General features: G+C 63.1%; 22 protein-coding genes and 1 pseudogene. 11 read left to right on the forward strand and 12 right to left on the reverse strand.

Annotated features, from left to right (window positions below):
• Positions 1–25 precede the first annotated feature (25 nt).
• Positions 26–631, forward strand: a complete 606-nt coding sequence (locus JH15_RS07190; protein ID WP_043528392.1) for a LysE family translocator — start codon at positions 26–28, stop codon at positions 629–631.
• Here the strand turns inward: JH15_RS07190 and JH15_RS17745 are convergent, their stop codons facing one another.
• From JH15_RS17745 to JH15_RS07205, 3 genes are all read right to left on the reverse strand, one after another.
• Positions 632–970, reverse strand: coding sequence for an I78 family peptidase inhibitor (locus tag JH15_RS17745; RefSeq protein ID WP_081948930.1), 339 nt, complete (start codon positions 968–970; stop codon positions 632–634). It lies immediately after the preceding gene.
• A gap of 114 nt (positions 971–1,084) precedes the next feature.
• Positions 1,085–1,216: an entericidin A/B family lipoprotein gene (locus JH15_RS07200; RefSeq protein WP_043528395.1), complete on the reverse strand. Its 132-nt coding sequence runs from the start codon at positions 1,214–1,216 to the stop codon at positions 1,085–1,087.
• A gap of 93 nt (positions 1,217–1,309) precedes the next feature.
• Positions 1,310–1,441: an entericidin A/B family lipoprotein gene (locus JH15_RS07205; protein ID WP_043528397.1), complete on the reverse strand. Its 132-nt coding sequence runs from the start codon at positions 1,439–1,441 to the stop codon at positions 1,310–1,312.
• A gap of 151 nt (positions 1,442–1,592) precedes the next feature.
• Here JH15_RS07205 and JH15_RS07210 point away from each other — a divergent pair, with 151 nt between their 5' ends.
• The gene (locus tag JH15_RS07210) at positions 1,593–2,021 is read left to right on the forward strand and encodes an HIT domain-containing protein (protein ID WP_043528400.1); all 429 of its coding nucleotides are present in this window, start codon (positions 1,593–1,595) and stop codon (positions 2,019–2,021) included.
• A 24-nt stretch (positions 2,022–2,045) separates the two neighbouring features.
• Here the strand turns inward: JH15_RS07210 and JH15_RS07215 are convergent, their stop codons facing one another.
• The 5 genes and pseudogenes from JH15_RS07215 to JH15_RS07230 form a co-directional block, all read right to left on the reverse strand.
• Positions 2,046–2,753 carry a nickel/cobalt transporter gene (locus JH15_RS07215; RefSeq protein ID WP_331280864.1) on the reverse strand — a complete coding sequence of 236 codons (708 nt, stop codon included), beginning with the start codon at positions 2,751–2,753 and terminating at the stop codon, positions 2,046–2,048.
• A 70-nt stretch (positions 2,754–2,823) separates the two neighbouring features.
• A pseudogene (locus JH15_RS18500) lies at positions 2,824–3,042 on the reverse strand (nickel/cobalt transporter); the annotation flags it as partial.
• An 11-nt stretch (positions 3,043–3,053) separates the two neighbouring features.
• Complete coding sequence (locus tag JH15_RS07220) at positions 3,054–3,746, reverse strand: DUF1007 family protein (RefSeq protein ID WP_052383935.1); 693 nt, start codon at positions 3,744–3,746, stop codon at positions 3,054–3,056.
• A 43-nt stretch (positions 3,747–3,789) separates the two neighbouring features.
• On the reverse strand, positions 3,790–4,149 hold the full coding sequence (locus JH15_RS07225) for a hypothetical protein (RefSeq protein ID WP_043528403.1): 360 nt from the start codon (positions 4,147–4,149) through the stop codon (positions 3,790–3,792).
• Entirely contained in the window at positions 4,146–4,751 is a 606-nt protein-coding gene (locus JH15_RS07230) for a hypothetical protein (RefSeq protein WP_043528406.1), read from the reverse strand. Before JH15_RS07230 ends, JH15_RS07225 begins: the two co-directional genes overlap by 4 nt.
• A gap of 127 nt (positions 4,752–4,878) precedes the next feature.
• Between JH15_RS07230 and JH15_RS07235 the strand changes: the two genes are divergently transcribed.
• Both JH15_RS07235 and JH15_RS07240 read left to right on the forward strand, forming a co-directional pair.
• Positions 4,879–6,009: a glycerate kinase gene (locus JH15_RS07235; RefSeq protein WP_043528409.1), complete on the forward strand. Its 1,131-nt coding sequence runs from the start codon at positions 4,879–4,881 to the stop codon at positions 6,007–6,009.
• A 147-nt stretch (positions 6,010–6,156) separates the two neighbouring features.
• Positions 6,157–6,630, forward strand: a complete 474-nt coding sequence (locus JH15_RS07240; RefSeq protein ID WP_043528411.1) for a Dps family protein — start codon at positions 6,157–6,159, stop codon at positions 6,628–6,630.
• Here JH15_RS07240 and JH15_RS07245 read toward each other — a convergent pair.
• Complete coding sequence (locus JH15_RS07245) at positions 6,618–8,105, reverse strand: DNA recombination protein RmuC (protein ID WP_052383936.1); 1,488 nt, start codon at positions 8,103–8,105, stop codon at positions 6,618–6,620. The genes JH15_RS07240 and JH15_RS07245 overlap by 13 nt on opposite strands.
• 197 nt (positions 8,106–8,302) lie before the next feature.
• Between JH15_RS07245 and JH15_RS07250 the strand changes: the two genes are divergently transcribed.
• On the forward strand, positions 8,303–8,866 hold the full coding sequence (locus JH15_RS07250; protein ID WP_043528414.1) for a type 1 glutamine amidotransferase domain-containing protein: 564 nt from the start codon (positions 8,303–8,305) through the stop codon (positions 8,864–8,866).
• A gap of 86 nt (positions 8,867–8,952) precedes the next feature.
• Here JH15_RS07250 and JH15_RS07255 read toward each other — a convergent pair whose 3' ends face one another.
• Positions 8,953–10,422, reverse strand: coding sequence for an aminoacyl-histidine dipeptidase (locus JH15_RS07255; RefSeq protein WP_043528417.1), 1,470 nt, complete (start codon positions 10,420–10,422; stop codon positions 8,953–8,955).
• Between the two features lie 81 nt (positions 10,423–10,503).
• Complete coding sequence (locus JH15_RS07260; protein WP_052383937.1) at positions 10,504–12,690, reverse strand: tRNA(Met) cytidine acetyltransferase TmcA; 2,187 nt, start codon at positions 12,688–12,690, stop codon at positions 10,504–10,506.
• Positions 12,691–12,962: 272 nt separating this feature from the next.
• On the opposite strand from JH15_RS07260, the gene dctP reads away from it, so the two are divergent.
• The 4 genes from dctP (at position 12,963) to JH15_RS07280 (ending at position 17,837) form a co-directional block, all read left to right on the forward strand.
• A complete protein-coding gene (gene dctP, locus JH15_RS07265; protein WP_043528420.1) occupies positions 12,963–14,066 on the forward strand; it encodes a TRAP transporter substrate-binding protein DctP in 1,104 nt (367 codons plus the stop codon).
• A 103-nt stretch (positions 14,067–14,169) separates the two neighbouring features.
• Complete coding sequence (locus JH15_RS07270; protein WP_043528423.1) at positions 14,170–14,673, forward strand: TRAP transporter small permease subunit; 504 nt, start codon at positions 14,170–14,172, stop codon at positions 14,671–14,673.
• On the forward strand, positions 14,670–16,001 hold the full coding sequence (locus JH15_RS07275; protein ID WP_197053279.1) for a TRAP transporter large permease: 1,332 nt from the start codon (positions 14,670–14,672) through the stop codon (positions 15,999–16,001). The genes JH15_RS07270 and JH15_RS07275 overlap by 4 nt, the downstream gene beginning before the upstream one ends.
• A gap of 147 nt (positions 16,002–16,148) precedes the next feature.
• Positions 16,149–17,837: an ABC transporter permease gene (locus tag JH15_RS07280; protein ID WP_081948946.1), complete on the forward strand. Its 1,689-nt coding sequence runs from the start codon at positions 16,149–16,151 to the stop codon at positions 17,835–17,837.
• On the opposite strand, the gene JH15_RS07285 is transcribed toward JH15_RS07280, so the two are convergent.
• Complete coding sequence (locus JH15_RS07285; RefSeq protein WP_422730554.1) at positions 17,834–18,883, reverse strand: ABC transporter ATP-binding protein; 1,050 nt, start codon at positions 18,881–18,883, stop codon at positions 17,834–17,836. The two genes, JH15_RS07280 and JH15_RS07285, sit on opposite strands and share 4 nt — an antisense overlap.
• 264 nt (positions 18,884–19,147) lie before the next feature.
• Between JH15_RS07285 and JH15_RS07290 the strand changes: the two genes are divergently transcribed.
• The gene (locus JH15_RS07290) at positions 19,148–20,176 is read left to right on the forward strand and encodes a Fe(3+) ABC transporter substrate-binding protein (RefSeq protein WP_043528431.1); all 1,029 of its coding nucleotides are present in this window, start codon (positions 19,148–19,150) and stop codon (positions 20,174–20,176) included.
• Between the two features lie 83 nt (positions 20,177–20,259).
• A complete protein-coding gene (locus JH15_RS07295) occupies positions 20,260–22,140 on the forward strand; it encodes a hypothetical protein (RefSeq protein WP_052383938.1) in 1,881 nt (626 codons plus the stop codon).

The raw sequence follows: 22,140 nt of genomic DNA on the forward strand, positions 1-22,140 counted from the left end.
CCTTTCACATCGCACGGACACAACCATGATCGAGGGATTGGCGTTTCTCGGGCCGGCGGCGTTATATATGATCAGCATGACCATCACGCCCGGCCCCAACAACATGATGCTGACCGCCTCGGGGGCCAACTACGGTTTCTGGCGAACCGTACCGCACCTGCTGGGCATTCTCGGCGGCTGCTTCGTCCTGTTTTCGGGAATCGCGCTGGGACTGGGGCTGCTCTTCGAACGTTACCCTTCCGTGCAGTGGGCGTTGCGTCTGGCCGGGAGCGCCTATTTACTCTACCTGGCCTGGAAGATCGCCACCGCACCGCCCCCGACCCTCAAGACGCGTGGTGAAGGTCAACCGCTCTCCTTCTGGCAGGCAGCGGCCTTCCAATTCGCCAACCCAAAGGCATGGGTGATGGGACTGGCGTTGATGGCGGGATTCCTGCCCCAGGGTGGCGACACGGTATGGAATGCCTTGCTGTTGGCCGGCTTTGCCGAACTGGTGGCTCTGCCCTGTATCGCGCTATGGGCCGGTTTCGGTATGGCCATCGGACGTCTGCTGAAGAGCGACCGGGCGTGGCGCATCTTCAACTGGCTGATGGGCGGGCTGACAGCGGCCTGCGTCATTTTTATTCTTAAATAATCATCCACACGTGATGCGTGAAATGACACCCTTCTCATCGAGATGCAGATTGATACGCTCGGGACGGTGATCCATCGTTGCCATGTCACCCGGCCTCAGCACACGGATGCGCTGTGCCCCGCTCTCGCTGACGATGGCATCCTGAAGCCGCTCATTGAGCGTCCGACCCACCCGATCCTGAACCGAGCCCGCATTGCAGCCCTGCTGCGCGGCCGTGTGATCGACCCGGGGCGGCGGCGGAGCGGGGTCGCGCCCTGCCCCCGGGCCTGCCGTAGAACAGGCGGAAAGCAGCAGGGCACAGCCAAGGGAAGCACAGCCCAGGGAAAAGAGTTGTCTCACGTACCCCTACCTCGCAATGACCGATAATCCGAAATGTGCGGTAAACCCGTTCTCTGACGCAAAGAGGGCGAGCCGCCGATAGCGACCCGCCCCCATCAGAGCAATGCAGTGAGATTACTCGGCTTGGTTTTGAATCGCCTCACCGCCGCTCTCGACATCTTCACCTGCGCCTTCCATGGTATTGCAACCACCCAATAGGCCCATGGTCATCAGCACGGCGAGTGAGAGAAAGATCGACTTGCGCATGGTTGTCCTCCTTAACGTGTTCCGGGATCCAATTGTCATCCTTCCGGATGTCCCAAATCAGCCTAGCAGTCATGCCCCGCTTTCGCACATCGCTTAACTTGAGGCATCCTGCACAGCCTCGCCACCTCGCTCGATGTCTTCACCCGCGCCACGAATGGTATTGCAACCCGACAGCACCAAAAGTGACACCAAAAGAATACCGACCAATGCCTGAATGCGTTTCATCGACATCTCCTTCCCTATGGTTGGGATTGTTGCGCTACGCTGTTGCAGGACAACTAATATATCGCTCCCCTTTTTACTCTAGTCGGCTTTGGCCGAATGACCAGCAGGCGGTGAGCGGTTCGCTCAGCCCATCCATTGACGAGGCTCTCACATGTCGGATTTCGTTCTCGACCCGCGCCTGGAACAGGACAGTCGCTTTATCGCCGATCTCCCGCTGTGTCAGGTGCGCCTGATGAACGATGCGCGCTATGCGTGGGTGCTGTTGATACCGCGCCGCCAGGATACCGTGGAAGTCTTCGACCTTGACGACTCGGATCAAAGCCAGCTGTGGCGAGAAGCGACTGGACTGGGCCAGGCATTGAAGCAGCAGGTGGCTGGAGACAAGCTCAACCTAGCCACGCTGGGCAATGTGGTTTCCCAGCTGCATGTGCATGTCGTTGTGCGCAAGCGCGGTGACGATGCCTGGCCGGGCCCCATCTGGGGACACGGCCAGGCGCGTCCCTACCACAGCGAGGTCATGAGCGAGACGCTCGAACGACTCCAGACGATGATAGCGTCTCTACGATCATCACTGGAGTGACCGACCTGTCGCCCCGAGCCGTTACTATCTGAAAGGGTGACTGCTGGCAGCGGGACTCGGCGTTGCCGGTTCGCCCAGCAATGGCATGGCCGGCATCGAGGCGCCTGCCAGACTCAGGGAGATCCCCAGCGTCATGATGACCGCCCCGCCACATAGGGCCGCCCAGCCAGAGACGCGCTCGAGACGGGCCGCCCCGGCGCTCGAGGCGTAGCGTCGTGTCGCCCAGTCCCTGGCCAGCACGCTCGCCAAGGCCAGTCCGGTCACGGCCAGGGCCGTTCCTGCCGACATTGTCAGTACGGCCGCAACGCCGACCCAGAAGTGACCCAACAGGGACGCTGCGCCGAGCATCAGGACACCGCCGCTGCAAGGCCTGATGCCAATGGCGACTACCGTTGAAAGCGCCGTACGCCAATCCCCGGTGCGGGCAGGATCGACATGATGCTCATGCCCGCAGCCGCATGCCGAATGGTGACGATGTGATTCGTGCGTGGCAGTCACTGGCGTGGCGTCACGAGAAGGCACTGTTGGTGAAGGCGTACGACGCAGTTGACGCAACGCGCGCCAGCATAGCCAGGCACCCAACAAGGCGACCTTCAGGAAACTGGCGCGTTCGACCCAGACCACCGACCCCAGCGCCTCGCGCGTCAGCCAGCCCAGGCCATGAACGAGCACCGACACCAGGGCAATGGCCACCCCCGCCTGTAACAAGGACGCAGCGCAGGATAGCCACACGGCTCGCCAGCGCGCCCCTCCCTGGGAGAGCAGGTACGGTGGTCAGCACCGCCTTGCCATGCCCGGGACCGGCGGCATGAAAGACACCGTAGAAAAAACTCAGCCCCAGCAAGGTGCCCCAGGCGGCCGAAGACGGCGTGTCGGAAAACGCCGTGATCGCCAACGTCAACAAGCGATGCAGGTCGCGCTGCCAACTGAGCACTTGAATGCCCATCGCCGCGAACAAGCCCTGCAGCGTCGGCCAGAGCACTATAGCGAGCAGAATGACCACAAGCATGATGCCGCCCATGGCGGCGAACTTCAGTCGCACGTCACCACTCCCGTCTCGGCGAAGTGTCGCCCCAATCCCGGCTCGGCCTGCTCATCGACATCGAGCATGGCCGCCCGAGCGACCAGCGCCGGGTCGGGGTTCGCGGGCTCGATAGTCGATTGGCAGGCGGGCATCGCTTGCGACAACTGCAAGGCGTCTTCGCGAGGCGTATTGTCATCATCGGCCTCGTGAACCACCTCGATATAGTAAGTAGGATCGAAGACCTGGTACCGCAGCGTCTTGCCGGCAAGGGATTGCGGCGTTTCAAGGGGCAAATGAAAACTGAACTCGATGCGGCCCTCACGGTAATCCACGCTGTAAGACTCGACAGCCCCCATCGCGACCTGGCGGCCACCCAGGGTCAACTCGGTGTAATAATGATGAGGGGCCAGATTGGCGACGATTTCGCTGCCCAGCTGATCGAGTCGCGACGCCATGCTGGCATCGCCACCGGCTGCCTGCAGCTCTTCGACAAGTACCAAGCTATAGAACGGATCAAGACGCCAACGCTGGTGCAGAGCCTCGGCCTCGCCTGTCTCACTCACGACGACCCCCATGCTCAGATCGAACCAGCCATGCGGATGCGCGGTCGCCAGCGTACTCCACCCTGCACTTCCCATCCACACCAACGCCGCGATGGCCAAGCGGCTGGCATCGCGGCGCGAGAATAGCGCAACTCCCATCGTCTGAACGACCTCAGTAATGATCCCGATACAAGGAAAGCGGTTACGGTGCCAGGCCCAACCGGGCTTGGAGATCCACCAATAACGGATCGAAGTGATAGGACGCGATGGGTTGCCGATCGCGCCGGCCACTGAAAGCGACCCGGCTGGCCGTTCCTTCCGGTTCGACCTGAAGTGTGATGCGATAGCCAGGCCAGGTGGCGGAAACGGCCTCGACCCGCCCTAGTTCGACATCGGCGAAGCGCACCACATACCCTCGCTCCATCAGCATCGCCACGCCCGCCTCGAGTATCTGCGGCGGCCTTGCCTCGAACGCCAGCGACCGGGTCTCGACCGGCGCAGGCGTGGTCGCGCAGGCGCTCAGCGAGAGCGCCATGACCAACATCAGGACCAGAAACCTCATGGTGTACCTCCCTCGCGGGGCTGTGATTCGAGGACTCCCGATTCAGGCGCGTCGGCGTCAAGCGCGCTGGACTCCAAGACACCGCGCAATTCGCGGCAGAACGGAGCGGTACTGGCCGTTCCACCCTCGCGCACCGAACCGTCACCCCCTACGGTCTGAATATCCCGCGTCACCTGGATCCGTTCCCCATCGACAACCACCGAGACGCGCTCGATACGTTGCGCCTGGGTCCCGGCTCGCTGATTGAAGCCGATGACCACACCGCTGCCACCACGGGAGCCGAGCCCGAACGCGTAATGCCCGAACCACCCCGCCATGGGCCAGGGGTCATGAGGGTCGTGGTAGCTGTCATAACCCGGCACCGTCTGCTGACGCTCGGCGCTGACCAGGCCCAGGGTCGTCTCGGTGTGCTGGATGGAAAAACCCTGCGCTTCCAGGGCGGCCACGACCCGTTTATTGGCCTCGTTGCCGGAAAGAGACGACGGCCACTGGCACGCCTCGACGGGAGCCGACATGCGCTCGGGTAACGTCGCCGGTCCACTCGCGCAGCCCGCGAGCCCCAGCGCGAGTCCCAAAGCCGTTGTCATGAGCCAAAGGCGCATTGCGATGTCTCCCCTTGTGGGCCTGCTTGTAGTGTACGCAGTAGGCCGGGTTGGCGAACAGGAATTTAAGGTACCATCATCGTCAATGACAGTGAGCCCGACCGGACCCGAGCGCATAGGAGATGGCATGCACATTCTGATCGCCCCCGACAGTTTCAAGGATGCCTTGACGGCCAGCGACGCTGCCGCGGCCATCGCAGCGGGAATACGTCGCTGCCTGCCGCAAGCCACGCTTCAGTGCTGTCCCATGGGCGACGGTGGCGAAGGTACCCTCGATGCATTGTTGACCGCAACCGGGGCGGAACGGCGTGAGGCGAGTGTACAGGATGCGCTGGGACGTGCCCTGGATGCCGCCTGGGGCTGGCACGCCGCGACACGCACAGCCTATGTCGAGTTGGCCGAGGCCAGCGGCCTGCAACAAATCGCCCGTGAAGAACGTACCGCCCTACACAGCACCACCCACGGGGTCGGCGAATTGATAGGCGAGGCTCTGGATGCCGGTGCCGAGCGGTTGGTGCTCACCCTGGGCGGCAGTGCCACCAATGATGCTGGCGCCGGCATGCTGGTCGCCTTGGGCGCCAGGCTGCTCGATGCTGAAGGCGACACCCTGCCCCCTGGCGGTGCCGCTCTGGCCAACCTTGCCGAGCTGGATCTCTCGGGCCTCGACCCGCGCCTGGCATCGCTACAGGTACAAACCGCCGTCGATGTCGACAATCCTTTACTCGGCGAGCGCGGCGCCAGTGCCGTGTTCGGCCCGCAGAAGGGGGCGAGCCCTGCCGAGGTGGATCGCCTGGACCGCGCCCTGGCCACCTTCGCCGATGTGACTGCTCGCACGCTCGGGGAAGAGTACCGTGAACGCCCCGGAGCCGGCGCCGCCGGCGGCATGGGCTTTGCCTCCCTCGCCTTTCTCGGCGCCAGCCTGCGTCCCGGCATCGAACTGGTCATGGCACAGGCGCGTTTCGAGGAGCGCCTGGCCCAGGCCGACCTGGTCATTACGGGGGAAGGCCAACTCGACGGGCAGAGCCTGTCCGGCAAGACGCCGATAGGTATCGCCCGGGCCGCACGTCGTCATGGGGTTCCCTGCGTCGTGCTAGCCGGGCGCCTCGGCGCCCACTGGCAGGCTGCCCATGAGGAGGGGGTTACCGCGGCCTTCGCCCTCGCCGATGGCCCCATGTCGCTTGACGAAGCGTTGTCACGCTGCTCCGAGTTGCTAGGTGACCGTGCCGAAAGTGTGGTGCGTCTGCTACCTCGGCCTTGAAAGTCGGGACAAGCGACGGCATGTCCTGATCAGGATCAGAATTGATGGCGTCTATGATCGCCATGGTGAGAATTGGTTTATCCCGACCGGCCATGGCGCCTAGACTGGATTCCATTATTTGTCACGAAGATAGGGAGGGTTTCCCCCATGGTCGATACCAATGCCATTGGCTTGAACGAAGGCAACGCCAGCCAGCTCGCCGACCGACTCAATACGCTGTTGGCCAATTATCAGATCTTCTACATGAACGTGCGCGGCTATCACTGGAACGTGAAGGGCCCGAACTTTTTCCAGCTCCACGATAAGTTCGAGGAGTTCTACACCGACCTGCTGACCAAGGTCGATGAAGTCGCCGAGCGTATCCTGACCCTGGGTCACAAACCGGTGCACGCCTACAGCGATTACGTCGAAATCGCCTCGATCAAGGAAGACAAGAACGTCTACCAAGGCGAAGAGTGCGTTCGCGGTGTACTGCAGGGTTACCAGACGCTGATCGAACTGCAGCGCGAAATCCTCTCCATGGCGTCCGATGCCGATGACGAAGGCACCGCCGCCCAGGTGGGTGACTACATCCGCGAGCAGGAAAAGACCGTATGGATGCTGGGTGCCTACCTGGACTGATCCAGATCGCCTGACCCCTGCTGACCGGTAACATCCGCCGCCTCGTCCGAGGCGGCGTTTTCGTTGGCATCACGGTCAGCATCGCCATCCGCATCCGTATCGTCCTCGTCGACATGCCCCGCGGTGAGATGCGACGGCAGCGGGCGTTTCATGCGCACGCCGAGGCGCTCAAGCGCCACGGCCTGGGCCACCAGGCTGCCCTGACCGGAACTGAGACGCCCCATGGCCTGCTGATAACTGCCTTGCGCGCGCTCCAGATGACGCCCCACGTCCTCGAGGCTATCGATGAATCCACGGAACTTGGCCAGCAGCCGCTCGGCACGTTCGGCAATCAGCCGTGCATTGTCATTCTGGCGCTCCAGGCTCCATAGGCTCGCCACCGTGCGCAGGCTGGCCAGGAGCGTGGTCGGGGTCACCACGATGACATGCCGCGAAAACGCCGCCTGAAAGAGCTCCGGGTCCTGCTCCAGGGCCGTGGCGAAGGCGGGTTCGATGGGCACGAACAGGAACACGAAGTCCGGCGACTTGAGCCCCGGCAGGCGTGCGTAGTCACGGCTTGCCAGCCCATCGATGTGATTACGCAGCGCGTGGATATGCGACTTGAGTGCGACCGCGCGCTCGGCCTCCTGTTCGGCATTGACGTAGCTCACCCAGGCGCTGAGCGAGACCTTGGCATCAACGATCAGGTGCTTGTCGTCGGGCAGGTAGATCACCGCATCGGGCCGCTGTCGGCCCTCTTCGCCCTGGATCGACACCTCTCGCCGATATTCGATGTCGCGCCGCAGGCCGCTGCGCTCGAGAACGGTCTCGAGCATCAATTCGCCCCAGTTGCCCTGCATCTTCCTGTCGCCCTTGAGGGCCCGAGCCAGGCCGGCGGCCTCCTCGGTCATCTGGCGGTTGAGCCCCGCCAAGTGCTCCAGTTGGGTTTTCAGTGAGCTACGCTCGCGGACCTCCTCCCCGTGCAGTTCCTCGACGCGCCGCTGGAACTGTCCCACCTGTTCGCGGAATGGCTTGAGCAGCGATTCCAGGCTTTCACGACTCTGGGCACTGAACGCTTGTTGGCGGTCCTCGAAGATACGTCCCGCCAAGGCCGAGAACTCCTGTTTGAGTTGCTCGCGCGCCGTCTCCAGCTGTCGCAGTTGCGCGGCGTGATGCTGGCGCTGCTGATCGCGCTCGGTCTCGAGGCGGGCATTGGTTTCGCGCAGGGTTGCCACACGGTCGTTCAAGGCCGCGAGCTGGGTCTCCCGCTCGCTGAGCTGGTCGCGCGCCATGTCGAGCTGGGTGTCGCTGAGCGCCAGCTCCTTGCCTTGCTCACGATGATTCGCCTCCAGCTCGCTCAGCCGCTGGCTCAGGCTGGCCTGGGCGCGGGATGCCTGCTGCCGCGCTTTAAAAACCGCAAGTAGCGTTATTACCCACAGCACGAGCGGGACAAACACCACCCAGGCGGGCAGCGAAGAGATGAGCAGGTCAGGCATGGCCAGGTTCCGGTGCGAAAAGTGCAACAAGAGTCTACGTTTCGAAACACCTCTGTCCCTTGTGTTCGCCCTGCGGCGGCCCAAGAACAGGGGTAAGGCGCGATATCGCGCCACTCAGTAAAGGTGAGCCTGGCAAGGGTAAACCCTATCGCTGAACAGAGCAGCATCTCTCGTCTCACAGACGCAAGGAGGTATCCATGAGCGAGCAACTCAACGGCAAGAAGGTCGCTATTCTCGCCACCGACGGTTTCGAGGAGTCCGAACTTTCCGAGCCCAAGAAGGCGCTGGAACAAGCCGGTGCGACAGTGCATGTCGTGGCACCGGACAAGGACAGCATTAAGGCCTGGGCCAAGGACGATTGGGGCCAGAATTATACGGTCGACGTCAAGCTCAGCGACGCCAACGCCGACGATTACGACGCGCTGGAGCTGCCGGGCGGGCTGTTCAACCCCGACGCCCTGCGCCAGGACGAACAGGCGCTGGCCTTCACGCGTCGCTTCTTTGAAGCGCACAAGCCTGTAGGCGCCATCTGCCATGGTCCTTGGGTACTGATCAATGCCGGCGTCGTCGAAGGCCGTCGCATGACATCCTATCCCTCGGTCCAGCAGGATCTACGCAATGCCGGCGCCAACTGGGTCGATGAGGAAGTGGTGGTCGATAGCGGCCTGGTCACCAGCCGCGATCCGAACGATCTGCCCGCCTTCTGCAGCAAGCTGATCGAAGAGATTGCCGAAGGCAAGCATCGTAACCAGCAGCCCTGATAGCCTTCAGCAAGCCTGAAGGCAGTAAGAGGCTGAACGACACCGCCCGCTTTCTAGTAAGCGGGCGGTGTTTTTTTGACTCTACCTCAAGCTGCCTGGCCGCTGGCCAGGTCGGCGACCAGGGCGCGCAAGACCTGCCAGAACTCCTCGACCGAGGCGATCTCGACCCGCTCGTCGGGTGAATGTGCACCGCGTATCTGGGGGCCAAAGGAGATCATGTCCAGATGGGGGTACTTTCCACCCAATATGCCGCACTCGAGACCGGCGTGGATCACCTTGACCTCGGGATCGTGGCCCAGTTGCTCGGTATGCAAGCGACGAAAGCGCGCCAGCAGCGCACTTTCCGGATTGGGTGTCCACCCTGGGTAGCCGTTTTCCACCCGGCAGCGTGCGCCGATCAAGGAGAACAGGGCCGAGAAACGGTCGGCGATATCCGCGGTCGCGCTATCGCGCAGCGAGCGGACCAGCGCACAGAGATGGAACCGTCCCGCCTCAAGCTTGACCACACCCAGGTTGTTTGACGTCTCGACGACCCCCGGCACCTCGACACTCATTCGTTCGACACCATACGGTGCGGCATGCAGGGCATTGACCAGCAAATGGCTGGCCGTTGGCGTGAGCGCTTCCCGGGCCGTCGACTCGGCCGTCGAAAGACGCAGCATCACGCCTTCGTCGACGCCCTTGAACTCGGCCTTCAGTTCACGCTCCAGGTGCGCCAGGCTTTCACGCGCGTCCTCGACCTCATCTGCCGGCAGCGCCAGCCGTGCAAAGGCCTCACGAGGCAGGGCGTTGCGCAGCGTGCCGCCGCGATAATCGATCAGCCGGGCACCGCTCGACTCCAGGGCACGCAGGGCACGCACCAATAGGCGGTTGGCATTGCCCCGCCCCTTGTGGATATCGATCCCCGAGTGGCCCCCTACCAAGCCCGTCAACGAGACTTCCCACACCTGCTCGTCGTCCTTCACCGCACTGGTAGGCAACTGAGCCTCAACGATCACGTCGGCCCCACCGGCACAGCCGATATATACTTGCCCTCGGTCCTCGGAATCGAGGTTGAGCAAGTAGCGCCCCTCCAGCCACCCTTCGGCGAGATTCAGCGCGCCGCCCATCGACGACTCCTCTTCCAGCGTGAACAGGGCTTCCAGCGGGCCATGCTCGAGCTCGTCGTCTTCGAGAATGGCCAGCGCAGCCGCCACGCCTAGCCCATTGTCAGCCCCCAGCGTGGTGTGCCGGGCATGGAGCCACCCCTCGGCCACATAGGTGTCGATGGGGTCACGGGTAAAGTCGTGGGGGTGATCGGAATTGGCCTGAGCCACCATGTCCAGATGCCCCTGAAGGATCACGCCCGGGGCCTGCTCATGGCCCTGTGATGCTGGCTTTACGATGCGCAGGTTGCCGAACGAGTCGCGATCATGGCTCAAGCCGCGCGCATCGGCCCAGCGCTCGAGCCGCGCCACCAGCGCCGCCTCATGCCCCGAGGGGCGAGGCGTATTGCATAACGTGCGAAAATGCCGCCAGACGAGGTGCGGCGACAGGTCGTCGAGATGTTCGTTCATGTCGGATCTATATACGGGAAGACCGGACTACATTACCCCCGCGCCCGCCTTGGGGAAAGGCCTCTCGATGTGCCACCCGTTTCATACCCACTGCCGCCAGTTCGCGATCGTCTCGCGTAGCCGGGCCTCAAGCTGACGCTTGCCGGCCACCCCGGCACGGCGTACCAACCAGGCCGTCTCCCTCCCCTGGAACAGCAAGCCAACCAACAGTGCCACCGGCTCGCTCTCTATCTCCGCACCGCTCGCAAGCCCTCGTCGGATCAATTGCTGCAGGGCCGGCCTGGCCAAGGCCAGTTCGCGGTGGCCAAGCGCGACATCGTCGATCGCCTGCTGCGCCGGCCCCTCGAGCGTTTCCGTCTCTCCCTCGGCCAACAGCGCAGCCGCCACGTGTGGGTCGAGCTCTTTCAACTCGAAGGCCAACAGGCTGGGTAACAGGGCCTGGAAGCGCTGCTGTAATTCCAAGGCCAGCTCGCGTCCATGGTCACTGGTGCCACGAACGACCATCAGCGCATGTTCGCCGCTGGAGGTCTCACGGGTCAGGCCCAGGCGCACGGCAATGAAGCCATTACGCCGCCAGAAGGCCATCAGCCCCCGTTCGGCTCCGAAGCTGGCCCCCAGCAGGTCGATGCTGTCGGACGCGGCGCGCTCGGTCTCTTCGGCCAGCAAGCGGCTGCCCAACCCTTCGCGGCGTACGGCATCATGCACGGCGATACGTAACACGCGTCGCAAGCGCCCCGTCAGCGCTTCGCGGGAGCCCGCGTGAGTCGCCAGCGACTGGGCGAGCAAATGGCCCTGGGGCCGGCGTTCTCCCCGTGCCACGTCATCGGCCAGGCGCGCCGGAAAGCCCCCTTCATCGCCGGTGACCGCCACCGCCAGCGTACGGCGTGCCTGGTCGAGGCTGGTGAGCTTGAGCCCCGGCGCATCGAGTAGCCGGCGCAGGTCGCTGGGCTGGGTCCGGTAATGGGCCTGGACCAGCAACCCAAATATGTTGCGCAGGCGGCCTTCGTCCTGGGCCAGGGTAGCTCGGTCGATTGACTCAAGTCGCGGCGCGATGGGCTCGGGCAGGTTCTCTGGGGCTAGCGGTTCGGCATCGAGCAGCAACAGCTGCGAAGTGACGCGCTCCAGCGGGTCATCGGCTGCGAATCGCACCGGGGTTCGTAGGTGAAAGGCACGCCAGTCGGGGGTATCGCGATCGAGATGAACGCGAAAGCGCACCGCGAAGCCTCGCCCCGAGCCTTCGTAGCCATGCACGGTGGTGGCGAAGGCGATGCGCGGGAAATGCCGCAGCCACTGGATCAGTGCCGGGACGGGAATCGCCGCCGCTTCATCCACCAGCAACAGCGCGCCACGGGCGCTTATCTCGCCTGTCTCCAGGGCACCGCTTAGCGCATCGGGTGCCCAGAAGCGTACCCGGTGTGTCCCCGTCGCGTCCTCGACGATGAACTCGTTGCCTTCGCGCCGACCTTGAGGGCACAGCGCAGCCAACCGGGCAAATAGTGGTGCCACGGCGTCCGGTCGCGGCGCCGTTATGTGAATCAGGGGCTCCCCCCGCCCCAGCCAGCGCGCACAGGCAATGCCGAGAGCCGCACTCTTGCCCCGTCCCCGGTCGGCGGTGAGTACCAGCGGCCGACGCCGGCGCATGCGCAGCAATCGCGAAACGGCCTCGGCCTGGTCCTGGGTGGCACATTCAGGATCCTCTGTCTCAGGAAGCGTTGACGCGACGGTTCCTGGCAGATGGGGGAGCACGACCGCTCCACCGGCTGGCCAACGCGCCACGTCTGACCTCAACGACAGCAGGTTGGCCAAGCGCTTGAGGTAGCGTGCCGAGAGCTGGTCGAGGCGATAGGGGTAGTCGGCCAAGCGGCGATAGTCCGCATCGGGAACCTCCCCCCATGACGCTGGCGTCATCAGCACCAGTAAACCGCCGGCACGCAACGTACCGGAGAGCGCGCCGAACGCCTCCGGATCGAAGCCGTCATCCGCGCCCACGGCATCGATGACCACCAGGTCGAGTTCGCTGCCCAGACGCGTCCTTGCCTTGCTGGCAGGCAGCCAAGTCATGGTTTCCCCGCCCATGGGCGACGAGCTCGATACCCACAACGGCGAGGCCCACGACGTGGCGTGCCATATCGCCTCGGCACGCTGACGACACGCATCGGCGCCGCCCGTCAGCCATACCAGCCCCCGCCAGCGACGTGCCGCCAGCTGGTCTCGCCACACCCGCAGACGATCCAGGGCATCGCCTCCGGCCACCTCGGCTTCACGCATCGATCGCTCCTCTCGTTCCCTCTTTAGTCTAACGCGAGGGCGCCTTTCAACGTTCATCCTGTCGAGTTGACCGAAGGGTCAGGTTTGTTACTGAAAGTAGAATCCATTGTTAATCAATCATATAGCCTAAAAAGCTTCCAGTAAGTTCCGTCCTGGCACTTAGCCCAAAGGCGTATCGGCACGCCCTGATGCTTCGCTGCAGCGCGTGCTAATTTGAACGAGCGACTGACCCGTTTCACGGAACAACCACAACAACCGACAGGGGGCATGACATGCCTAGCATCTCCAAGCACGCCCTGAGTGGCCTGGCTGCCGGCATCGCGCTGGCGACCGTCTCGATGACCGCCCAGGCCCAGGAACAGTGGACCATGACCACGACCTGGCCCGACAACCTCGACCTGATCCAGATCGACCGCCACTGGGCGGAACTGGTCAATATCCTCGCCGGGGACGAACTCCAGATCAACTTTCGCGCCGGTGGCACCCTGATGCCCGGCACCGAAGTGTTCGACGCGACCGAGACCGGCAGTATCGAGGCCGCCGGCGACTGGCCCGGCTACTGGGCCGGCCGCAGCCCGGCGTTTTCGCCGCTGGCCACGACCACCAGTCTGTTCAACGGGGTCGATTACCTGAACTGGATCATGCAGTGGGGTGGCTGGGACCTGTATCAGGAAGTCTACGGCCAGTACAACATGGTCTACCTGCCCTACGGGATCACCAACAACGAGTCCGGCTTCCGGGGCGGCACACCGATCGAAAGCCTGGCCGACCTGGAGGGCAAGCGCCTGCGCCTCTCGGGGCGCGACCAGGGCCGAGTTCTCGAGAAGCTGGGCGGGTCCCAGGTGACACTGGCCGGGGGCGAAATCTACCAGGCCATCGAGCGCGGGGTGGTGGATGGCGCGGAGTTCTCGACGCCCGGCGTCGACTACAAGGCAGGTTTCTCCGAAGTGGCCGACTACTGGTCGGTGCCGGGCTGGCACCAGTCGGCAAGTGTGTTTGGGGTGATGATCAACCAGGACGCCTGGGATGCGCTTTCCGAGGAGACCCAGGAAAAGCTGAAGATCGCCGCGGAGGCCACCATGGCCTGGTCGCTGGCCTGGTCGGAGCGCGAATCCACCGAGGGTACGGTCAAGTTCCTGGAGGACGGCACCGAGGTCAACCAGCTCTCCGAGGAGGATCTCGCCCAGATCCAGAAGATCACCAACGAGGTCATCCTGCAGGGCGCCTGCGAGGATCCGATGCACGCCAAGATCTATCACTCGATGATCAGCTACCTGCAGCATTACGCGAATTGGCGCGACATTTCCGTGCCTTACAACATGAGTCGAGTCACCGACGACCTGCCGCCCCTCGAGGAAATCGAGGCCTGCCTGTAAGGCACCGCCCCGGCCTCCACGGGAGGCCGGGGCTAATCATCGCCTGTACCACCGCAGTTGGCGCTACTTAGTGCCATCCATAGCTCGATCATGAGGCTCCTGCATGAATGCCATTGCCCGTGGGATCGATACCCTCAATGAATGGTTCGGTCGGCTGATCGCGCCGCTGATCGCCGTGGTCACGCTGATCGTTATCTATGACATCGCGATGCGTTTCTTCATCGGCCGTCCCAGCGACTGGGCCTTCGACATTACCAAGATGCTGTTCGGGGTCCATTTCATGCTGATGGCGGCTTACGCGCTTCGCCACCATGCCCACGTCGAGGTCGATGTCCTCAAGCGTCTGCTCTCACGCCGCAAGCAGGCTGCGTTGGAGATCGTCGGCTATCTGGTCTTTTTCACGCCTTTCATCTGGATGCTGTTGACCCTTGGCTGGAGCTTTTTCATGCGCTCGTTCAGCCGTGGCGAAACCACCTACGGCATGGTCGCCATCCCGGTCTATCCGGTGAAAGCCGTCATCGTCATCACGGCGGCACTCATCCTGTTGCAAGCCATCGCCATCGTGATTCGCGCCGTACAGGCCCTGCGCGAGGAGACATCCCAATGAGCGCCGAAGCCCTGACCCTGTTCATGTTCGGCGGCCTTTTGGTCGGCCTGTTCATGGGCCATCCGCTGGCCTTCGTCCTGGGCGGCATGGCCGTGCTGGGCGCCTGGCTCGGCCCGGGGGCCAATACCCTGGGGATCATCGTCAACAACATCTACGGCAATGCCATGGACAACTATGTCCTGGTGGCGATCCCGCTGTTCATTCTCATGGCGCGTTTCCTCAACGACTCCGGCGTGACCGAGAAGATGTTCGAGGCGATGCGCCTGCTGATGGCCAACCTGCGTGGCGGCCTGGCGTTGACCGTTGTGGTGGTTTCCGTGCTGCTGGCGGCCACCACTGGCATCGTCGGTGCGTCCATCGCGGTGATGGGCATGATCGCCCTGGTCCCCATGCTCAACTATGGCTATAACAAGGAGCTCAGCGCCGGGGTGATCATGGCCAGTGGCTGCCTGGGCATCCTGATTCCGCCGAGCATCATGCTGATCCTGATGGCCAGCTATTCCCCCGTATCGGTCGGGGCGCTGTTTGCAGGCGCACTAGTCCCGGGACTGATGCTGGGGGTGATGTACGCCCTCTATGTGCTGATCATCTGTCACTTCAAGCCCTCCTACGGCCCCCCGGTCCCGGCCGAGGAGCGCGCCCTGGTCTCGACCCGACAACTGCTGGTCATGCTGGGCAAGTACGTGCTTCCGCCCATGTCCCTGATCCTGGGGGTACTGGGGTCGCTGTTCACGGGTGTTGCCACGGCCACCGAGGCCTCGGCCATCGGGGTGCTGATCGCCTTCCTGCTGTTCATGATCTTCGGGGATCGCAAGGCCTCGACCTGCTATCGCACGCTGATCGACGCCAGCAAGACCACCACCATGGTCATGCTGGTGCTGGTGGGCGCCACTGCCTTCACCGGGGTATTTTCCATCGGCGGTGGTATGAAGGTAATTCACGAGGTCGTGATGGCCATGCCGGGGGGGACCACCGGGGCACTGATCCTGATGCTGTTCCTGGTCTTCATCCTGGGGATGTTCCTCGACTGGACCGGCATCGTGCTGCTCAGCTTCCCGATCATGTTGCCGATCGTCGACAGCATGGGGATCGACGTACTGTGGTTCGTGGTGATGGTGTCGGTGGTTCTGCAGACCTCGTTCCTGACACCGCCCTTCGGCTATGCCCTGTTCTATCTCAAGGGCGTGGCGCCTGCCGGCGTGGAAACCCTCGATCTCTATCGTGCCGTCATCCCCTTCTGCGCGCTGATCGTGCTCGCCTGTGTGCTGCTGGCGGTTTTCCCAGTGCTGATCACCGGGCTTCCCGACCTGCTGCTGGGCGGTCGCTGACCTCGCCTCCTCACGCTCCCGCCACGGCCAGGCGTCGTCGGCGGGATCGAAGCTGCGCCTGGCCTTCTGTCACTGGTATCATTCGCGACCGCTGTGCGTCGCGCTCACCGGTTTCGTCTGTCACCCCAAGGAGGGCTCGTTGTGTCCCTGTTTGCCAGTAGCCGACTGACCTCGCTGCCTCGACGGTTAGCATTGCGCGTCAACGGCTGGACGGCCCTGACCATCGGGGTCGCCTTGATCGTCGCGCTTCCCGTTGTGGTCGTGTTGGCGCATATCCTCATGCCCACCCAGGGAATCTGGGGGCACCTGGCCGAGACCGTGCTCAGCCGATATCTGATCAACACGCTGATTCTGGTAGTCACGGTGGGCCTGGGCACAGCCGTGATCGGCACCGGGACCGCCTGGCTGGTGGCCATGTGCCGCTTTCCCGGCCGTCGGGTCTTCGAATGGGCGCTACTGTTGCCGCTGGCGGTGCCCACCTATGTCATCGCCTACGCCTATACCGACTTCCTGCAATACTCAGGCCCCCTCCAGAGCGGCTTGCGCGAACTCTTTGGCTGGGGCCGTGGCGATTACTTCTTCCCCAACATTCGCTCACTGGGTGGGGCTGCCACGCTGATTACCCTGGTGCTCTATCCCTATGTCTATCTCCTAGCGCGCGCCGCCTTTCTCGAGCAGTCGGTATGCATGCTCGATGTCGGCCGGACACTGGGCCGGGGCCCGTGGCGCATGTTTTCCAGCGTGGCGGTACCGCTGGCTCGCCCGGCCATCGTGGGAGGCGTATCGCTGGTATTGATGGAAACGCTCAACGAATTCGGTGCCGTGCAGTTCTTCGGTGTGGATACCTTCACCACCGGCATCTATCGCACCTGGTTCGGCATGGGCGAACAGGTGGCCGCCGCCCAGCTCGCCGCGTGCCTGTTGGTGTTCGTGATCGTGCTGGTGCTGGTCGAGCGTTGGTCGCGGGGGCGACGCAAGTACTTCCATACGTCGAGCCGCTATCAGCAACTGCCGGAGTACCGCCTGCGCAGAGGGCAAGCCGTGGGCGCCTTCCTCGCCTGCGGGCTTCCGGTACTGGTCGGCTTCCTGCTGCCCAGCGGCCTGCTGGCCCACCTTGCCATCCAGAAGGGCGATGCCCTGTTCGGCTCGCGCTTTCTAGATTTCGCCTGGAACAGTCTGACGCTTGCGGCCATCGCGTCACTGATCGCCGTGGGGCTGGCGGTCATCCTGAGCTACGGCGTGCGGCTGCACCCGGGGCCGGTCACCCGCGGCGCCACCCGTATCGCGGCGATGGGCTACGCCGTGCCCGGTTCGGTGGTGGCGGTAGGCATCCTGATTCCCTTCGCCTGGCTGGATCACACCTTGAACAGTTTCCTGCGCGAGCACTACGGTGTGATTGCCGGGCTCATCTTCAGCGGCTCGGCCTTCATCCTGGTCTATGCCTATGTGGTGCGCTTTCTGGCGGTGTCGTTCAATACCGTGGAAGCCAGCCTGGGCAAGGTCACCCCGACCATGGACGCCGCCGCCCGCACCCTGGGCCAGACGGCAAGCGGCACGTTGCGCCGGGTACACGCCCCGATCATGCGTGGCAGTCTGCTGGCCGCGGGTATTCTGGTCTTCGTGGATGTGATGAAGGAACTGCCGGCCACGATCATCCTGCGACCGTTCAACTTCGATACCCTGGCGGTACGGGCCCATAACCTGGCCTCGGACGAGCGTTTGGCGGAAGCCTCGACATCATCGCTGGCGATCGTCGCCGTGGGCATCATCCCGGTCATCCTGCTCAGCCTGGCGATTCGCCGCTCTCGGCCCGGCAGCCCCTCTCGCTCTCTCTAGAGATCGGCGGGAAAGACGAAGACCTGTGACGGATCGAGGCTGATCTGTACCGGTTGCTTCGGGGCGGGCAGGAAGACACCGGGCACCCGCGCGTGAAGGTGCGCCTCGCGGCCATCCTCGCCATGGGCGCAGAGATGCAGCAAGCTGCTGCTGCCCAGCAGCTTGGCCATGATCACGTGGCTGTACCGGTGAGCATCGTCGGGAATATCCAGGGCGTGGATGCGCAGCGCCTCGGGGCGCACCAACACCTGGGCCCGGCTGCCCTCGGCCAGGCCCGGTGCGGCCACTCGGCCGATCGGAGTTTGGACATGTCCCTCACGCACCTCGCCTTGCAGTTCGTTGACGGCGCCGAAGAAGGTCACCACGAAGGGATGCACCGGGGCACAGTAGAGTTCCTGGGGCGTGCCCATCTGCACGATCCGGCCGTCACGCATCAGGGCAATGCGGTCGGCCATGAACATCGCTTCCTCGGGGTCGTGGGTTACCAGCAGCGTACCCGTGCCCAGCCGCTTGAGCACGTGCAGGGTATCGTCGCGGATGCGATCGCGCAGCCGGGCGTCGAGGCTCGAGAACGGCTCATCGAGCAACATGACCTGCGGCGCCGGCGCCAGCGCCCGAGCCAGCGCCACCCGTTGCTGCTGGCCCCCGGAAAGCATGTGCGGATAGGCCTTGGCATAAGTCGCCATGCCCAGTTGCTCGAGTAGCTCCATGGCGCGCTCGCGTCGTTCTCGCACCGGCAGGGCCTCGAGGCCGAAAGTCACGTTCTCCAGCACGGTGAGGTGGGGAAACAGCGCCGAATCCTGGAAAGACAGCCCCACACTGCGCTTCTCGGGAGGCACGTGACGACGCCCCGGCACGCCGATATCCCGCCCACTGATGACGACCCGTCCTTGCTGAAGCTTCTCCAGGCCTGCCGCGACTCGCAATAGCGTGGTCTTGCCACAGCCCGAGGGCCCAAGCAGACAGACGACCTCGCCTGGCGCCAGGTCGAGGCTCACATCGTCGACCGCGACATGCGATCCGTAGGCATGGCGCACATGGTGCATTTCCAGCGCAGTGGCGCGGGACCTGGCGTGGGGCGTGGCTTCCAGCATATCGAGGTCGTAGGTCATGGTCGAAACATCACCGCTAGCGAAATCATCGGTCATGGTAACGCGAAACAGTCCCACTGCGTTTCTGTTTTTCACTGTTATCCCCTTGGGCCTTTGGTGGTGATTGACGCTGTCGCGATTAACGGCTTCAATGGCAACGATTAATGCAACGCATTATCATTCAAACGAAACCAATAAGGTTCAGGGGGTAAACTCGTTATGATTCCACGCCAGCGTCTCGCCGCGCCGTTCGCACTCGCAGTCGTCGGTTCCGCTTTCGCCAGTAGCGCGCTCGCCGATGAGCTCAACGTCTATTCCGCACGTCACTACGATTCGGACGAACGGCTCTACAGTGCCTTTACCGAAGAGACCGGCATCGAGGTCAACATCCTCGAAGGCGATTCCGATCAGCTCATCGAACGCATCACACGCGAAGGCGAAGCGAGCCCCGCTGATATCATGATCACCGTGGATGCCGGCCGCCTGTGGCGCGCCGAGCAGGAAGGCATCTTCGACAAGGTGGAATCCGAGACCCTGAACGAGCGTCTGCCGGAGTCAATGCGTCATCCTGAAGGCCAGTGGTTCGGTTTCAGCCAACGCGTTCGTGCCATTTTCTACAACCCCGAGAACATCGACCCGGAGCAGATCGGTAGCTATGAAGACCTGACCGACGATCAGTTCGAAGGCGAGGTCTGCATTCGCTCCTCCAACAACATCTACAACCAGTCGCTGCTGGCGTCGATGATCGAACATCACGGCGAAGAGGAAGCCGAAGCGTGGGCCCAGGGCATCGTCGACAACATGGCCCGCGATCCCGAAGGCGGCGATACCGACCAGATCCGTGGCGTGGCCAGCGGTGAGTGCGATCTGGCCGTGGCCAACCACTACTATCATGTGCGCCTGCTGAAATCCGAAGACGCATCCGATCGCGAAGCGGCGGACAAGGTCGAGATCCTGTTCCCCAACCAGGACGGCCGTGGCGCTCACGTCAACGTCGGCGGGGCCGGTGTAGTCAAGGGTGCGCCCAATCGTGAAAACGCGGTGCGCTTCCTCGAATTCCTGGCCTCCGACCAGGCCCAGGAAATCTTTGCTTCCGGCAACTACGAGTTCCCGGTCATCGAGGGCGTGAAGAAGGATGAGGTGCTCGAATCGTGGGGCGACTTCAAGAAGGACGAGGTCAACATCAGCGTGCTCGGCGAGAACAACCCCGAAGCGATCCGCATCTTCGATCGCGTCGGCTGGCGCTGATCTTTCCCCGGTAGGCCATGCCAGTGCCCGCAGCCAGAAAACGCGTGCCACACTGAAGGTCCACCCTGCGGACCGTTCAGCTCATGAAATATTTCGCTTCACTGCCGTTGGCCTTGATCATGGCCACAGCCACGCCACAGACAACGCTCGCCGCGGACACCGGCACCGACCGACACGAAGCCGTTTCGCTCGATCACCTCGTGGACGAATCGCTGTTGCCGAAGCTGGCCTTCTATTTCGACAGGTTGCTCGAGGAAGGCGAGGACCTGACGCTGGATGACACGAAAGCCTTTTCGGGCAAGGACAAGTTCTTGCCCGGCAAGATCGCCATCGCCATGAGCCATCTGCTGCTCAATACGCCTCAGGACGATCCTGACTTCGAGCGATATCTGCAGGGGTACCGCGAATTGGCGGACATAACCCTGGACGATACCAACGAGAGCTGGGGGATCTACTACTATGTTTCCGCCCTGTATCGCCTCCAGCAGGCCGGTCTGCTGGAACGTGCCGTACGCCCCGAGACGCTCGAAGCGCTCAAGGAAAAAGCCGACTGGCGCCAGTTCGTCGACGAAGACGACCTGACGCTCATCGATCTCCCTACCAATTACTATGGCGTGGCGTTCTCCATCGCCCGCCTGCGTCACTTGCTGGGCTGGGAGGATGCCTCGGCCAGCGAGCGCCTGCTCGACAAGATGATGGCTCACTACCAGGAGTATTCGGGGGAATACGGGTTTTCCGACGAAACCGAGGGCGAAGGTCGCTTCGATCGCTACAGCGTGTTGCTGATCGGCGAGATCAGCCAGCGCTTCATCGAGACCGGCCTGGAGGTCACGCCGCGTATGCGCGAGTGGCTGCGCAACGCTGTCGACGTCATCCTCGTGCGCCTCAACCAAGAAGGCCACGGCTTCAGCTACGGTCGCAGCATCGGCCCCTATGGCGATACCGCCTTTCTCGAGGTGCTCTCGGCCGCCGCCCATCTCGATGTACTGAACGACGAGGAAAAGGCGATGGCGTATGCCTTCGCCACTCGGGCCACGCAGCGCTACGTGGACTTCTGGTACGACGAGGAAATGAATTCGGTCAATCTGTGGGAGAAGGGACGCACCACCGATGACTACCGCGGCAAGCATCGCATCCTTGGCGAGAACTTGAGCCTTACCCACCAGCATCTCTACACGGCCGCGATCTGGGATGACCTGGGCATGGCGGACGAGCGTCCCACGGACGACTATGCCGCTTGGCTCGATCGGCTACCGCGTAGCACGCTCACCTGGTTCGCACGCGGCGAGTACGACCGGGCGTTGGTAACCTACCGCGACGGCGATCGGGTCATCAGCCTGCCGTTGATCAACGGCGGCAAATCCCAGCACATGAACAATCCCTACTACCCGATCCCGTTCTCCAACGCCATGCTCGAAGGCACCCCCGATGAGGATTATCCGCAGCTATTGCCGCGCTTCACCCTGAAGGATGGCGACGAGCTGATCCCCGCCGCCTTCATCGAGGATGTTGAATATACCGAGGAGGGCGACACCTTGCAGGTGAAGTATCGACAGTCGGCACTCGATCGCCTGGGCAAGAACCGCCCCAAAGAGGACGATCGCCTGAGTGTCGAGACCGAATACACCTTCGCCCCGGGAGCGATCACGCGTACCGACAACTATCGGACGGAGGACGATTCGCTCGAAATCGACGAAATCGTCATGGAATTCGCCAGCTTCTCGGAAGCGGCCGAGGTCAATGATGGCCAAGTGACTTTCGGCGAAGGCGCGGTCAGCGGCTTTTCCACCGAGGGTTTCGACGAATGCGAGGCCGAACGCGTCGATGGCGAGCCGCCCTACCAGACCCCCGTCGGCCCGCTCATGACCCTAGTGAGCTGCGAGCGAACCGACGTCACGCTCAAGGCCGACGATACCCTGCGTCTGAGCTGGACCCTCGAGTACACCCCCGACCGCAGCGAATAG

The sequence above is a fragment of the Litchfieldella xinjiangensis genome, assembly GCF_000759345.1.
Classification (GTDB): domain Bacteria; phylum Pseudomonadota; class Gammaproteobacteria; order Pseudomonadales; family Halomonadaceae; genus Litchfieldella_A; species Litchfieldella_A xinjiangensis.

Coding starts and splice junctions, on each gene's coding strand:
- JH15_RS07190 (WP_043528392.1), top strand. CDS start 26: ATGATCGAGGGATTGGCGTTTCTCGGGCCGGCGGCGTTATATATGATC.
- JH15_RS07200 (WP_043528395.1), bottom strand. CDS start 1,216: ATGCGCAAGTCGATCTTTCTCTCACTCGCCGTGCTGATGACCATGGGC.
- JH15_RS07205 (WP_043528397.1), bottom strand. CDS start 1,441: ATGAAACGCATTCAGGCATTGGTCGGTATTCTTTTGGTGTCACTTTTG.
- JH15_RS07210 (WP_043528400.1), top strand. CDS start 1,593: ATGTCGGATTTCGTTCTCGACCCGCGCCTGGAACAGGACAGTCGCTTT.
- JH15_RS07220 (WP_052383935.1), bottom strand. CDS start 3,746: ATGGGAGTTGCGCTATTCTCGCGCCGCGATGCCAGCCGCTTGGCCATC.
- JH15_RS07225 (WP_043528403.1), bottom strand. CDS start 4,149: ATGAGGTTTCTGGTCCTGATGTTGGTCATGGCGCTCTCGCTGAGCGCC.
- JH15_RS07230 (WP_043528406.1), bottom strand. CDS start 4,751: ATGCGCCTTTGGCTCATGACAACGGCTTTGGGACTCGCGCTGGGGCTC.
- JH15_RS07235 (WP_043528409.1), top strand. CDS start 4,879: ATGCACATTCTGATCGCCCCCGACAGTTTCAAGGATGCCTTGACGGCC.
- JH15_RS07240 (WP_043528411.1), top strand. CDS start 6,157: ATGGTCGATACCAATGCCATTGGCTTGAACGAAGGCAACGCCAGCCAG.
- JH15_RS07245 (WP_052383936.1), bottom strand. CDS start 8,105: ATGCCTGACCTGCTCATCTCTTCGCTGCCCGCCTGGGTGGTGTTTGTC.
- JH15_RS07250 (WP_043528414.1), top strand. CDS start 8,303: ATGAGCGAGCAACTCAACGGCAAGAAGGTCGCTATTCTCGCCACCGAC.
- JH15_RS07255 (WP_043528417.1), bottom strand. CDS start 10,422: ATGAACGAACATCTCGACGACCTGTCGCCGCACCTCGTCTGGCGGCAT.
- JH15_RS07260 (WP_052383937.1), bottom strand. CDS start 12,690: ATGCGTGAAGCCGAGGTGGCCGGAGGCGATGCCCTGGATCGTCTGCGG.
- dctP (WP_043528420.1), top strand. CDS start 12,963: ATGCCTAGCATCTCCAAGCACGCCCTGAGTGGCCTGGCTGCCGGCATC.
- JH15_RS07270 (WP_043528423.1), top strand. CDS start 14,170: ATGAATGCCATTGCCCGTGGGATCGATACCCTCAATGAATGGTTCGGT.
- JH15_RS07275 (WP_197053279.1), top strand. CDS start 14,670: ATGAGCGCCGAAGCCCTGACCCTGTTCATGTTCGGCGGCCTTTTGGTC.
- JH15_RS07285 (WP_422730554.1), bottom strand. CDS start 18,883: ATGCACCATGTGCGCCATGCCTACGGATCGCATGTCGCGGTCGACGAT.
- JH15_RS07290 (WP_043528431.1), top strand. CDS start 19,148: ATGATTCCACGCCAGCGTCTCGCCGCGCCGTTCGCACTCGCAGTCGTC.
- JH15_RS07295 (WP_052383938.1), top strand. CDS start 20,260: ATGAAATATTTCGCTTCACTGCCGTTGGCCTTGATCATGGCCACAGCC.